Genomic DNA, 13,091 nt, shown 5'->3' on the forward strand with positions numbered 1-13,091 from the left:
CTCCCCTTCGATGCCCTCCCCTTCGATGCCCTCCCCGTCGATGTCGGACCCCTCGGCGCCGCCGCTGCCCAGCGCGGCGAGCGCGGCCCTGACCCTCACGGCGGTGTTCGCGGGCGGCGACAAGCCCCTGCGCTCCGGCCTCGCCTGGCGCATCTACGAGGACCGCACCGACGGCACGAAGCCCGGCATCGTCGCCCGCTCCGAGGCGGCCGAGCCGAGTTTCACCCTGCCGCCGGGCGCTTACGTCGCCACCGTGACCTACGGCTTCGCCAGCGCCGCGCGCCGGGTCGTCATGGCGGGCCAGCCGGCCGCCGAGCAGCTCAAGGTCAGCGCCGGGGCGCTCAAGCTCTCGGGCGCCATCGGCGACGTGAAGCTCGGCGCCGACCAGCTCGCCTTCTCGGTCTTCGTGCCGATCGGGACGAACTCCGAGGGGCGCCTCGTGCGCAGCGGCGTCAAGGCGGGCGAGCTCCTGCGCCTGCCCGAGGGCACCTACCACGTGGTCTCGACCTATGGCGGCTCGAACGCGATCCAGCGCGCCGACCTTAAGGTGGAGAACGGCAAGGTCACGGACGCCACCCTCAACCACCGCGCCGCCACCCTGACCCTGAAGCTGGTGGCGGCCGAAGGCGCCGAGGCCTTCGCCGGCACCGCCTTCAGCGTGCTGACGCCGGGCGGCGACACCATCCGCGAGGCCATCGGCGCCTTCCCGCAGGTGACCCTGGCGGAGGGGGACTACGTCCTGATCGCCCGCCACGACGGGCAGGTCTACACCCGCGAATTCAAGGTCGAGAGCGGCCTGAACCGCGACGTCGAGGTGATCGCCAAGGCGGGCTGAGCCGAGGCGTCCCGACCCGCGGAGAGAGACGACACGCATGAGGCGACTTGCGATCGGTGCCCTCGTCCTGCTCCTGGCGCCGCTTCTCCTGGCGCCGCGTCCCGCGCGGGCGCAGGGGGCGGATCCCGCGCGGGCGCTCGTGGCGGACGGCTCCGACCGGGAGATCGGTCCGGAACGCGCGGACCGGGTGATCGCCCTCCTGGGACAGGGACTGAGAGCGCCCGCCACCGCCCGTTACGGCCAGCTCCGTGCCGGCCGCGCGGGGGCTTTCTGCGGCGTCGTCGACACCACCAACCGCATGGGCAATCCCGTGGGGCCCCGCCGCTTCGTCGCCGACCTCGCGGCGGGCATCGCCGGCCTCGTCCCGGACGGGCCCGAACTGCGCAACCCGGCGACGCCGCAGGATTACGCCGCCCTGCAGCGCATCCTGGCCCTCTACGCCGCCAATTGCGCCCCCTGATCCGGGCATCCCCCGGGCACCGCCCGGAGGACGCAACCGCCCGGAGGCCGAACCCGCCGCCCTACGGCGTCGGGGCCTCGCCGTGCTGGCCGTCGAGAGCGACGTCGGCGCTCGGCACGGTCTCGGCCACCGAATCCGCCCGGATGCGATCCGGCGCGGTCGCCTCCGCCACCAGGGCGGCCAGGGTCTCGTCGAGGCCGCCGGTGCGGGTGTGCTGGCTGCCTAGGCGCCGGACCGAGACGGTGCGCTCCTCGCCCTCCTTGCGGCCGACGACGAGCATCACCGGCACCTTCGCCAGCGAGTGCTCGCGGACCTTGTAGTTGATCTTCTCGTTGCGCAGGTCGGCCTCGACGCGCAGGCCGAGGCGGGTCGCGGCGGCGACCACCGCGCGGGCGTAGGGGTCGGCATCGCCCGTGATGGTGGCGACCACCACCTGCACCGGCGCGAGCCAGAGCGGGAAATGCCCGGCGAAGTGCTCGATCAGGATCCCGGTGAAGCGCTCCAGGGAGCCGCAGATGGCGCGGTGGACCATGACCGGGGGCTTCTTGCCGCTCTCGGCATCGACGTAGAAGGCGCCGAAGCGCTCCGGCAGGTTGAAGTCCACCTGGGTCGTGCCGCACTGCCAGTCGCGCCCGATGGCGTCGCGCAGCACGTACTCGAACTTCGGCCCGTAGAAGGCGCCCTCCCCCGGGTTGATCGCGGTCCTGATCCGGCCCCCCGACTGTTCCTCGATCTGGGTGAGCACCCGGGTCATGACGTCCTCGGCATGGTCCCAGAGGGCGTCCGAGCCCACCCGCTTCTCGGGGCGGGTCGAGAGCTTCACCACGATCTCGCCGAAGCCGAAATCGGCGTAGGTGGAGAGGATCAGGTCGTTGATCTTCAGGCACTCGTCGGCGAGCTGGTCCTCGGTGCAGAAGATGTGCGCGTCGTCCTGGGTGAAGCCCCGCACCCGCATCAGGCCGTGCATGGCGCCCGAGGGCTCGTAGCGGTGGACCACGCCGAACTCGGCCATGCGCAGGGGCAGGTCGCGGTAGGATTTCAGACCGTGCTTGAAGATCATCACGTGGCCGGGGCAGTTCATGGGCTTCAACGCGAACCAGCGCTTGTCCTCGGCCTCGTCGCCGGCGGATTGGGCCGCGAACATGTTCTCGCGGTACCAGCCCCAGTGGCCGGAGGTCTCCCACAGGGCCTTGTCGAGGATCTGGGGGGCGTTGACCTCCTGGTAGTCGCCGCGCAGGCGCCGGCGCATGTAGGCGATCAGCTCCTGGAACACGGTCCAGCCCTTGGCGTGCCAGAACACGACGCCCGGCCCCTCCTCCTGGAAGTGGAACAGGTCCATCTCGCGCCCCAGGCGCCGGTGGTCGCGGCGCTCGGCCTCCTCCAGGCGGTGCAGGTAGGCGTCGAGGTCCTCCTTGGTCGCCCAGGCGGTGCCGTAGATGCGGGTCAGCATCGGGTTGTTGGAATCGCCCCGCCAGTAGGCGCCCGCCACCTTCATCAGCTTGAAGGCGGTGCCGACCTTGCCCGTCGAGGTCATGTGCGGGCCGCGGCAGAGGTCGAACCAGTCGCCCTGGCGGTAGACCTTGAGGTCCTCGCCGGGCGGGATCGCGTCCACGAGCTCGACCTTGTAGGCCTCGCCCTTCCCGGCGAAGAGCGCCCGGATGTCGTCGCGCTTCCAGACCTCCTTGGTGAAGGGGGCGTCGCGCGCGATGAGTTCGCGCATCTTCGCCTCGATCTTCGGGAAGTCCTCCGGGGTGAAGGGCTCGTCCCGGGCGAAGTCGTAGTAGAACCCGTTCTCGATCACCGGGCCGATGGTGACCTGCGTGCCCGGCCACAGGGCCTGCACCGCCTCCGCCAGCACGTGGGCGCAGTCGTGCCGGATCAGCTCCAGGCTGCGCGGGTCGGTGCGGTCGAGGAACTCGATGCGGGCATCCTGCGCGATCGTGTCGTCGAGGTCGCGCACGGTGCCGTCGAGGGCCATGGCGACGGTGCGCTTGGCCAGGGACTTGGCGATGCCCTCGACGACGGCACGGCCGGTGATCGCGGCGTCGTAGCTGCGGGTGTTGCCGTCGGGGAAGGTCAGGATCGGCATGGCCGGGGGCTCCTTGGAGGCTCACTCCTGCGTACGCGGCAGGTAAGCGGGGGGCGGGTCGGGGTCGGCGCGGCCCCGATGCGGCGCCGCGCCGAGCCGTTTAGACCCATTCGCATCGGGAAGGAACGCGGATTCCGCGCATCCGGTCCCGGCCCCCCGGCGGCCGCTCCCGCCCCGGGTTGCTGACAATCGCCAGGGATCCTCAATCACCATCGCGGCCCGTGCCGGCCGATCAATTGACAAAGCCGGTCCAACCCGACTGATGCTCGCCGATGGCCTTCCGTGCCGCACGGTCGAGACCAGAAAAAAATCCAAGAAAACACGGACGAGCCGGCCCCGCGGGGCAAACGGGCTTTCGCCGGGAGAGACGTTCATGCCGAGCCCCGTACCGACGGCGCACCCCGAAGGCGTCGCGATCACCACGACGGCCCACCTGCCCGGGGTCCAGACCGGGACACGCTTCTGGCCTCAGGGCTGGTGGCGCCTCGTCGACCTGCAGATCGGCATCATCCCGCTGCCGGTCTACCTGATCCTGGTGGCGCTGCTCTGGGTGCTGACCGCGGAGGGCGAGATCAAGGCCGACGCGCCGACGATGATCGCCGTCCTGGTGCTCGGCGGCTTCACCTGCGCGGAGATCGGCAAGCGCCTGCCGGTCCTGCGCCAGATCGGGGCGGGGGCGATCTTCGCCACCTTCATCCCCTCGGCGCTGGTCTACTACGCGCTGATCCCGGGCCCGATCGTCAAGGCGATCACGGACTTCACCAAGTTCACCAACTTCCTCTACCTCTACATCGCGGCGATCATCGTCGGCAGCATCCTGGGCATGGACCGGGCTGTGCTGATCAAGGGCTTCCTCAAGATCTTCGTCCCCCTCGGCCTTGGCTCCCTGGCGGCGGGCTGCGTCGGCACCCTGGTGGGCACCCTGCTGGGGCTCGGGGCGCACCACACCTTCTTCTTCATCGTCGTGCCGATCATGGCCGGCGGCGTCGGCGAGGGCGCGATTCCGCTCTCCATCGGCTACGGCAACATCCTCGGGATCCCGCAGGGCGACGTCTTCGCCCAGGTGCTGCCGCCCGTGATGCTGGGCAGCCTCACGGCGATCATCCTGGCCGGCACCCTCAACTGGGTGGGCAGGCGCAAACCGCACCTCACCGGCGAGGGCCGCCTGCAGCCCCACACCGAGAACGACATGGAGGCGGGCACGCCCGTGGAGACCGGCCCGATCGACGCCGCCACGGTGGCGGCGGCCGGCCTCACGGCGGTGACGCTCTACCTCCTCGGCGTGATGTGCCACCACCTCACCGGCCTGCCCGCCCCCGTGGCGATGCTGTTCCTGGCGGTGCTGGCCAAGCTCGCCAGCGCGGTCTCGCCCCGGCTCCAGGCCGGCGGCTTCATCGTCTACAAGTTCGTGCAGGTCGGCATGACCTACCCGCTGCTCTTCGCCATCGGCGTCTCGCTCACCCCCTGGGACAAGCTGGTGGCGGCCTTCACGCTGCCGAACCTGATCACCATCGTGGCCACCGTCGTCACCCTGATGGCGACGGGCTACGGCGTCGGGCGCCGGCTCGGCATGTACCCGATCGAGACCGCCATCGTGAACGCCTGCCACAGCGGCCAGGGCGGCACCGGCGACGTGGCGATCCTCACCGCCGCCAACCGGATGGCGCTGATGCCCTTCGCCCAGATCGCCACCCGCATCGGCGGCGCCCTCACGGTGACGGGGACCCTGGTGTTCCTGAAGTGGATCACGGCGGCGCCGGTCTAGGGGCGGCCCCCTCCCCCACCGCCGCGCAGGTGCAGGGCTCGCAGGCGAAGGGCGAGGGAGGCGCGTTCACGCCGCGCCAGCGGCCGTAGCGCCAGGGGGTGAACCAGGCGGCGTGCGCCGGCAGGGCCTCCGGCACCAGGTCGATGCCGTGGGTGCCAAGGGGGCCGCAGCGGCAGATGCGGGCGAACCCGATCCAGCCGCCCGCCCAGAGCCCGTGCCGCTGGATCGCCCCGTCGGTGTAGTGGGAGCACGAGGGCCAGTGCCGGCACTGGCGGCCGACCAGGCTCGACAGGGTGAGCTGATAGGTGCGGATCGCCCCGTGGGCGATGCGGCGGAGCAGCATGCTAGGCGGCCGCCACAGCCCCGGCCTCGATCCGGTCGAGGGCGTCCACCACCGCGTCGAAGGTCAGGAGCGTCGAGGCGTGCCGGGCCTTGAAGTCGCGCACCGGCTCGAGGACGGCGAGATCCGCCCAGGCGCCCGTGGGCGCCGGGCCGCCCTCCTTGAGCATCCGCCGCATGGCGGCGCGGACCGCGCGCAGCTCCCCGGCGCTGGTGCCGACCACGTGGCGGGCCATCAGCGAGGACGAGGCCTGGCCGAGGGCGCAGGCCTTCACCTCGTGGGCGAAGTCGGTGACCGTGCCGTCCCGCACCGCGAGGTCCACCGTGACGGTGGAGCCGCAGAGCTTCGAATGCGCGGTGGCACTGGCGTCCGGGGCCGCCAGGCGTCCCAGGCGCGGGATGTCGGCGGCCAGTTCGAGGATGCGACGGTTGTAGATGTCGTCGAGCATGGAATTCCGATCCTCTGGCTGTTCCGCCGGGTTCACTTGCGGTCCCGCCGGGTCCATTTGCCGTTCCGCCGGGACGGCCGGGCGCACAGCCGGCTTCCGATCCCGGAGATCTGATCCGCGCAGCCTGCATTGCGCGACGGCGCGATAACGACGATATAGGCCCCCACGCACCGTTTCGCGAGGAGGCGGCTCGTCGACCCGGGTCGCGCCCACGGCCGGGGTTGCGCCACCGCAGACGGCACCGTCCGGGCATCGGCCGTCCTCACCCGACGGCCCCATGGTTCGACGATGTACGCAAAGCCTGACAGCCACCCGATGACGACCCGGATCGCCCGGGCGGAAGATGCCATGGATGCCGCGCTCAAGTCCCTCTCCTACCGCCTGACCGAGACGGAGGAATCCGGGATGGAACCGACCCGCCAGAATGGCGCCCTCAGCGCCATGCGCAACGACAACGCGCGGGGCGAAGCGCCCGCGCCCGCGCCCGAGATCGCTCCCCTGCCCGCCTCCGCCCAGCGGGTGCCCGAGGCCATCGCCACGGGCCGTCCGAGCCGCGAGGAGGCCGAGGCCGCCGTGCGTACCCTCCTGCGCTGGGCCGGCGACGACCCGAACCGCGAGGGCCTGCGCGACACCCCCGCCCGGGTGGTGAAGGCCTACGGCCAGATCTTCGGCGGCTACGGCCAGGACGCCGACGCGCTGCTCGAGCGGGTCTTCGAGGAGGTCGAGGGCTACTCGGACATCGTGCTGGTGCGCGACATCCCGTTCTACTCCCATTGCGAGCACCACATGGTGCCCTTCATGGGGCTGGCGCACATCGCCTACTACCCGACCAAGGGCGTGGTCGGCCTGTCGAAGCTCGCCCGCGTGGTCGACACCTTCGCCCGCCGCCTGCAGACCCAGGAGACCATGACGGCCCAGATCGCCGACGTGATCGAGAGCATCCTCAAGCCCCGCGGCATCGCCGTGATGGTGGAGGCCGAGCACCTCTGCATGGCGATGCGCGGCGTCCAGAAGGCCGGCGTCTCCACCATCACCACCCAGTTCCGGGGCGCCTTCCGCAACGACGCCAACGAGCAGGTCCGCTTCCTCACCCTCGTGCGCAACAAGTCCTGAGCCGGCCCGCGATGACGTCTGTCTCCCGATGACCCGCGCCTTCCCGGAACCGGGCAGCCGGGCCGAGGTCGAGGAGGGGGCCGCCTTCACCCCCCGCTTCGACGCACACGGCCTCGTCTCCTGCATCGCCGTCGACGCCGCCGACGGGCAGGTGCTCATGCTCGCCCACATGAACGCCGAATCCCTGGCCCTCACCCTGAAGACCGGCGAGGCCTGGTACTGGTCCCGTTCCCGCGGCGCGCTCTGGCACAAGGGCGCCACCAGCGGTCAGGTCCAGCGCGTGGTCGAGATGCGGGTCGATTGCGACCAGGACGCGGTGCTGATCCGCGTCGCGGTCGGTGGCGACGGCGGCTGCTGCCACACCGGCCGGCGCGCCTGCTTCTACCGCCGCGTCGATCACGATCCGGCGACCGGCCAGGCGATTCTGCGGCCCGCCGATGCCTGATCCCGGCGCGCGGCGTGCCCGTCCGGAGCGGCGCCCGCCCCGTCGCGGTCGCCGCGTCCCGCGTTTCTTCGCCCCCTCTCCCGCATTTCGGTGTCGCTGATGTGGGACGGCCTGTCCCCGGTGCGTCCCGCCGCGGAGGTCCGCCAGGGCGCCTCCCCGCACGCGCGCTTCCCCGCCGGGGCCGTCGAGCCCGTGGCGGCGCCCCCCGCCCCCGGCCCCCGCATCGGCCTCGCCCTCGGTGGCGGCTCGGCCCGGGGCTGGTCGCAGATCGGGGTGATCGAAGTGCTGGAGGAGGCCGGACTCCACCCGGCCGTGGTGGCGGGCTGCTCCATCGGCGCGGTGGTGGGCGGCTGCTACGCGGCGGGCCAGCTCGGGCTGCTCAAGGCCTTCGCCCTGTCGCTGACCCGGCGCAGCGTGATGGGGCTCCTCGACCTCCGGCTCCGCTCCGGCCTGATCGCGGGCGACCGCCTGAAGCGGCGCCTGGAGCACGACCTCGCCGACCGCCGGATCGAGGGCCTGCCGATCCGCTTCGCCAGCGTCGCCACCGACCTCGACAGCGGCGAGGAGGTCTGGCTCACCCGGGGCAGCCTCGTGGAGGCCCTGCGCGCCTCCTACGCCCTGCCGGGCATCTTCCCGCCGGTGCGCTGCGGCGGCCGGCTCCTCCTCGACGGGACCCTGGTGAACCCGGTGCCGGTGACGATCGCCCGGGCCCTGGGGGCCGACCTCGTGATCTGCGTCAACCTCAACGGCGACCCGCGCCCCGGCGTGCGGGAGGCGGCGCCCGCGCGGGTCACGGCCGAGGTGGTGGCGCCCGCCCCCCGCCGACCCCGGCGCTGGAGCCTGCGCCGGCCGGGCCCGCGCCGTGCCGCGTCCGATCGCGCGTCCGGGCCGGCCGACGGCCTCGCCACCCCCGGCATGGCGCGGGTGATGCTCGACGCCTTCAACATCACGCAGGACCGGATCTCGCGGGCGCGCCTGGCCGGCGACCCGCCCGACATCGCCATCGTGCCCCGCCTGGCCGGGATGGGCCTGTTCGAGTTCCACCGGGCGGCCGAGGGGATCGCCCTCGGCCGCGAGGCGGCGCGCGCCGCCCTGCCGCAGATCCGCGGCCTCGTGGCGGCGGCCGCCGCCCGGACCTGACTCAGGCCCGATGCTGCCTCACGCCCGCACCTGACTCAGGCCATGGTGATGTAGTCGCGCATGGCCCGGTGCTCGGCCTCGACGGCCTCGATCCGGCGCTTGACCACGTCGCCGATGGAGATGAGGCCGGCCAGCCGGTCGTCCTCGATCACGGGCACGTGGCGGAAGCGGCCCTCGGTCATGAGCTGCATGACCTCCTCGATGCTGCTGGCGCGGGTGCAGGTGGTGACCTCGGCGGTCATGTGCTCGGAGACCCGGGCGTCGAGGGCGTTGGCGCCCTTGGCGGCGAGCGCCCGCATGATGTCGCGCTCGGAGAGGATGCCGCGCACCGCCCCGTCCGCATCGCTGACGACGACGGCGCCGATGCGCTTCTCGGCCAGGAGGTGGATGGCCTCGTCGAGGGTGCGCTGGGGCTCCACCGTGACGACGGAGCGGCCCTTCTCGGCGAGGATGCGAGCAACGGTCATGGACGTGTCCTTTCCCTCAAGTCACCCCTGGGACGGGGCGGCCGGGCTTGGCCAGAACGGCAGGGTGCCCGGCTCGTCTGCGGCGATTGTGTGGCGCGCGACCGCATATAGCAAGATCCCGCAGGATCCCGTCGCCGATGACGCAGGATAATTCACGGTCCGGGGCGGCGGCGCGGGCCCGCCGTCAGCGTCGGGCCCGGTCGAGGAGCGGCAGCAGGAAGAAGCCCGCGACGAAGCCGCCCAGATGGGCGTCCCAGGCCACCGAGGTCGCCTCGGCGCCCAGCGGCAGGGCGATGACGCCGAACAGGAAGTTCGTCACGAGCCAGATCACCAGGAACACCACCGCGGTGCGGTTGCGCATCAGCTCCGGGATGGTCTGGAGCGGGGGCGCGGCCGGGCGCTGCCAGGGGGGCGCGCTGGCATAGACGGGGGGTGGCTGGAACACGAAGCGGGCCGCGGCCGCCATCAGGGCCGAGACGCCGGCCGAGGCCCCGATCAGGGGGGCGGTGCTCAGGGGGTCGAGGAGGACGTGGAGGATGCCGCCCGCCACCGCGCCCACGAGGGCGATCAGGCCGTAGCGCCAGGCGCCGTAGCGGCGGGCCACCGGCGAGCCGAAGGCGGCGAGCCAGACGGTGTTGAAGATGACGTGCATCCACGAGCCGTGCAGCAGCGCGTAGGTGGCGAAGGTCCAGGGCATCGCGGCGGGGTCGGCCACCACGTAGCGGGCGAAGGCCTGCCGGGCTTCGACCACGTCGGGGTCGCCCGCTAGGGCCGTGGCGGCCCGCAGGAGCTCCTCCGCCCGGGCCGGATCGACGGCCACGCTCCAGCGCCCCGGGATCAGCGCGAGGTCGATCAGGGCGGCGATGTCCCAGGTGTCCGGCAGCACGAATTCGCGCAGGGCGTGGATGCCCACGAGCACGCCGATCGACGCGGTGACCACGCCCGGCATGTTGAAGATCGGAACGCGGTTCTGCGGCGGCAGGTCGGGGCTGGCATCCATGCGGCCACCATGTCGGGGCGGCAGGCGGGGCCGCAAGCCCCGCCATGCGGGAAACAAGCCCCGCCATGCGGGAAACAAGCTCCGCGATGCGGGAACGGGCCCCGCCGCGCGGGAAAATCCGCCGGCACGGAGCGCGTGCAAACTTGGCGGTGGACAACTCCGTCGACCCGTTAACCTTGATGAAGGGTTAAGGGGGCGCCGCGAGGGTGGTCGGCATAAGCTCTGCGCCGAGCCTGGCACAGACCTCGGGAGCGGCCCAGAACCGTCCCGAAAGCGCCCGATCCGAGAAGGTCCGTCGCCGGACCGTGCCATTGTGGGACTCCCATGAAGCATCCGACCAGCCGCCTGCTCCACGCCTACTGGGACCGGTTGCGGAATGGCCGCGCCGCGCCGGAACGCAGCGAGATCGAGCCCGGCGAGATCCGGAACCTGCTCGCCGACAGCCTGATCCTCGAGGTCGACATGGCGCGCGGGGCGGCCTCGGTCCGCCTGGCCGGGACCCATGTCTGCGCCCTGTTCGGGCGCGAGCTGAAGGGACGGGACTTCGCCGGCCTCTGGGGACGGCCCGACGCCGATCCGTGGCTGCTGGTCGAGGCCGTGGCCGTCGACACCGTCGGGGCCGTGGCGGGCCTGCAGGGCCGGACGGAGCGCGACGAGACCATCGACCTCGAGCTCCTGCTGCTGCCCCTGCGCCACCACGGCGAGACGCAGACCCGCATCCTCGGGGCCCTCAGCCCGACCTGCGTGCCGCACTGGCTCGGCCTGCGTCCCCTGACGCGGATGCGCACGACCTCCCTGCGCATCCTCGGCCACGAGACCGCCCCGGCCTCCCGCGATGCCCGGGCGACCCTGCAGAACCTGCCCGAGCCGGCCAACGACAGCGCGCCGCTCCGCCGCGGCCACCTCCTGGTCCACCCCGGCGGCCGCGCCTGACGGGCAAACCTTTCGTAACCAGCGGGTGTTAGCCTGATGGGCAGTGAAGCCTCGAAACGAGTCGCCCTGTCCCCATGATCGAGGTCGCCACCCGTCCGCCCGCGAGGCTGCCCCGTGACGTCCGCATCTCGGACCTGCGCCGGCACCACCGCGTCAAGGTCTCGATGCTGGGGCGCTACATGCTGGCGGACCGGCGGGAATATCCGTGCCAGACCGTCGACATGTCGCCGGGGGGCGTGCGCCTGAACTGCGCCGTCCCGGGCGAGGTCGGCGAGCGGGTGGTGCTCTATCTCGAGCATGTCGGCCGGATCGAGGGCACCATCGCGCGCCTGATTCCCGGCGGCTTCGCCGTCCGCCTCAGCGCGACCCCGCGCAAGCGCGACAAGATCGCCTCGCAGCTGACCTGGCTCGCCAACCGCGAGAGCCTGGGCCTGCCGGAGGGCCGCACGCACGAGCGCCTGACGCCCCTGGTCACGGGCGTCGTCCTGCGCCTGGAGAGCGGGCGCGAGGTGCCGGCCCGGATCATCGACATCTCCATGTCGGGCGTGGCGCTGAGCACCACCAGCACTCCGGCCATCGGCATGAGCCTGATGGTCGGGCGCACCCCCGGCCGGGTGGTGCGCCACTTCGAGGGCGGCATCGGCGTGCACTTCATGCTGCCGATCTCCCCCGACCTGTTCCACGAGGGGCTGACGCTCTAGGGCCGCCCGGCCGCCCGGCCGCCCGGCCGCCTACGGGTCGGTGAGGGGCAGGCTGCGGTCGCCCGGGCTCCAGTGCAGGTCCGGCGTCGTCGCGAACAGGCGTCGGTGGGCCAGCACCGCGTAGGTGTCGGTCATGCCCGCGATGTAGTCGGCGACCCGGCGGGCGACGCGTCCCGGCTCCGCCCCGTCCAGCCCCGCCGACCATTCCGCCGGCATCGCCCCGGGCTCCGCCGTGAACCGGTCGAACAGGTCGGACACGATGGTGTTGGCTTTGGCCCGCACCGCGAGCACGCCGGGATGGCGGTACATCCGGGCGAACAGGAAGGCCTTGATCGCCGCATCCGCCTCCGCGATCGCCGCCGAGAAGGCGACGACCGGGGCCTGCGCCGCCCGGATGTCGGCCACGGTGCGCGGGTTCAGGGCCGCGAGGCGCCGGGTGCTCTCGGTGATGACGTCCTCCACGAAGCGGGTGATGACGCGCCGCGCCAGCTCGTGGATCCTTCGCGAGGGCTCGAGGCTCGGGTACAGGCCCTCGATCTCGTCGAGCAGGCTCCGCAGGAACGGCACCGCGGCGAGGTCGGCGAGGTCGAACAGGCCGGCGCGCAGGCCGTCGTCGAGGTCGTGGCTATCGTAGGCGATGTCGTCGGCCAGCGCCGCGGCCTGCGCCTCGGGCCCGGCGAAGCGGTCCAGTTCCAGGTCGTTGAGGGCGTTGTATTCGAGGATCGCGGCCGGGATGCCGCGGCCCGTCCAGCGCCGGGTGGGGCGCCCGTCCGGCTCCAGCAGCGGGCCGTTGTGCTTGACGAGGCCCTCCAGGGTCTCCCAGGCGAGGTTGAGGCCGTCGAAGCCGGCATAGCGCCGCTCCAGCCGGGTGACGATGCGCAGGGCCTGGGCGTTGTGGTCGAAGCCGCCCTGGTCCGCCAGGCAGGCATCCAGGGTGTCCTCTCCCGTGTGCCCGAAGCAGGTGTGGCCGAGGTCGTGGCTCAGCGCCAGGGCCTCGGCGAGGTCCTCGTCGAGGCCCAGCGCCCGGGCGAGGGCCCGGGCGATCTGGCTCACCTCCAGGGTGTGGGTCAGCCGCGTCCGGTAATGGTCGCCCTCGTGATGGACGAAGACCTGGGTCTTGTGCTTGAGGCGCCGGAAGGCGGAGGAATGGATGATGCGGTCGCGGTCCCGCTGGAAGTCGCTGCGCGTGGGCGAGATCGCCTCCGGGATCAGGCGCCCGCGGGTGGCCGCCGGATCGGTGGCGTAGGGCGCCCGCCAGCGCTCGCCGCGCCGCCGCGCCGCGCCGGGGCCTGTCTCGTCCGCCTGCATCACGTCTCGCCGCCCCACATTCATCGACCGATCCTGGTCCGCCCGCC

At 72.4% G+C, this 13,091-nt stretch carries 14 protein-coding genes; 8 read left to right on the top strand and 6 right to left on the bottom strand.

All coding sequences use genetic code 11. The annotated features are described in order from the left end of the window. Together AC6EUL_RS19270 and AC6EUL_RS19275 are read left to right on the top strand one after the other, a co-directional pair. Positions 1 to 835, top strand: an 835-nt coding sequence (locus AC6EUL_RS19270; protein ID WP_499872052.1) for an RgsD C-terminal domain-containing protein, incomplete at its 5' end; no start/stop codon positions are given. Between the two features lie 37 nt (positions 836 to 872). Then, positions 873 to 1,295 (top strand): hypothetical protein, encoded by a 423-nt coding sequence (locus AC6EUL_RS19275; protein ID WP_499872054.1) that lies wholly within the window; start codon positions 873 to 875, stop codon positions 1,293 to 1,295. 61 nt (positions 1,296 to 1,356) lie between these two features. On the opposite strand, the gene thrS is transcribed toward AC6EUL_RS19275, so the two are convergent. Further along, positions 1,357 to 3,384, bottom strand: a complete 2,028-nt coding sequence (gene thrS, locus AC6EUL_RS19280) for a threonine--tRNA ligase (protein ID WP_499872056.1) — start codon at positions 3,382 to 3,384, stop codon at positions 1,357 to 1,359. A 373-nt stretch (positions 3,385 to 3,757) separates the two neighbouring features. Here thrS and AC6EUL_RS19285 point away from each other — a divergent pair, with 373 nt between their 5' ends. Continuing rightward, on the top strand, positions 3,758 to 5,149 hold the full coding sequence (locus tag AC6EUL_RS19285; protein WP_082487060.1) for a 2-hydroxycarboxylate transporter family protein: 1,392 nt from the start codon (positions 3,758 to 3,760) through the stop codon (positions 5,147 to 5,149). Here AC6EUL_RS19285 and yidD read toward each other — a convergent pair. Together yidD and AC6EUL_RS19295 are read right to left on the bottom strand one after the other, a co-directional pair. Then, positions 5,130 to 5,489 (bottom strand): membrane protein insertion efficiency factor YidD, encoded by a 360-nt coding sequence (gene yidD / locus AC6EUL_RS19290; RefSeq protein WP_056349949.1) that lies wholly within the window; start codon positions 5,487 to 5,489, stop codon positions 5,130 to 5,132. The two genes, AC6EUL_RS19285 and yidD, sit on opposite strands and share 20 nt — an antisense overlap. 4 nt (positions 5,490 to 5,493) lie before the next feature. Then, a complete protein-coding gene (locus AC6EUL_RS19295) occupies positions 5,494 to 5,937 on the bottom strand; it encodes an iron-sulfur cluster assembly scaffold protein (protein WP_056214209.1) in 444 nt (147 codons plus the stop codon). A 348-nt stretch (positions 5,938 to 6,285) separates the two neighbouring features. Here AC6EUL_RS19295 and folE point away from each other — a divergent pair, with 348 nt between their 5' ends. The 3 genes from folE (at position 6,286) to AC6EUL_RS19310 (ending at position 8,635) form a co-directional block, all read left to right on the top strand. Then, positions 6,286 to 7,050 (top strand): GTP cyclohydrolase I FolE, encoded by a 765-nt coding sequence (gene folE / locus AC6EUL_RS19300; RefSeq protein WP_499872113.1) that lies wholly within the window; start codon positions 6,286 to 6,288, stop codon positions 7,048 to 7,050. 28 nt (positions 7,051 to 7,078) lie between these two features. Then, positions 7,079 to 7,495: a phosphoribosyl-AMP cyclohydrolase gene (gene hisI / locus AC6EUL_RS19305; protein ID WP_056214203.1), complete on the top strand. Its 417-nt coding sequence runs from the start codon at positions 7,079 to 7,081 to the stop codon at positions 7,493 to 7,495. A gap of 96 nt (positions 7,496 to 7,591) precedes the next feature. Beyond that, complete coding sequence (locus tag AC6EUL_RS19310; protein WP_499872115.1) at positions 7,592 to 8,635, top strand: patatin-like phospholipase family protein; 1,044 nt, start codon at positions 7,592 to 7,594, stop codon at positions 8,633 to 8,635. A gap of 35 nt (positions 8,636 to 8,670) precedes the next feature. Here AC6EUL_RS19310 and AC6EUL_RS19315 read toward each other — a convergent pair whose 3' ends face one another. Both AC6EUL_RS19315 and AC6EUL_RS19320 read right to left on the bottom strand, forming a co-directional pair. Next, positions 8,671 to 9,102 (bottom strand): CBS domain-containing protein, encoded by a 432-nt coding sequence (locus AC6EUL_RS19315; protein ID WP_499872060.1) that lies wholly within the window; start codon positions 9,100 to 9,102, stop codon positions 8,671 to 8,673. A gap of 184 nt (positions 9,103 to 9,286) precedes the next feature. Continuing rightward, on the bottom strand, positions 9,287 to 10,102 hold the full coding sequence (locus tag AC6EUL_RS19320) for a rhomboid family intramembrane serine protease (protein ID WP_499872062.1): 816 nt from the start codon (positions 10,100 to 10,102) through the stop codon (positions 9,287 to 9,289). A 324-nt stretch (positions 10,103 to 10,426) separates the two neighbouring features. Here AC6EUL_RS19320 and AC6EUL_RS19325 point away from each other — a divergent pair, with 324 nt between their 5' ends. Then, complete coding sequence (locus AC6EUL_RS19325) at positions 10,427 to 11,035, top strand: PAS domain-containing protein (RefSeq protein ID WP_056349830.1); 609 nt, start codon at positions 10,427 to 10,429, stop codon at positions 11,033 to 11,035. A gap of 74 nt (positions 11,036 to 11,109) precedes the next feature. Further along, a complete protein-coding gene (locus AC6EUL_RS19330; protein ID WP_056214190.1) occupies positions 11,110 to 11,736 on the top strand; it encodes a PilZ domain-containing protein in 627 nt (208 codons plus the stop codon). 30 nt (positions 11,737 to 11,766) lie between these two features. Here the strand turns inward: AC6EUL_RS19330 and AC6EUL_RS19335 are convergent, their stop codons facing one another. Beyond that, positions 11,767 to 13,068 (bottom strand): deoxyguanosinetriphosphate triphosphohydrolase, encoded by a 1,302-nt coding sequence (locus AC6EUL_RS19335; protein ID WP_407067262.1) that lies wholly within the window; start codon positions 13,066 to 13,068, stop codon positions 11,767 to 11,769. Between the last annotated feature and the right edge of the window lie 23 nt (positions 13,069 to 13,091).

The organism is Methylobacterium sp. 001424705 (assembly GCF_059816145.1).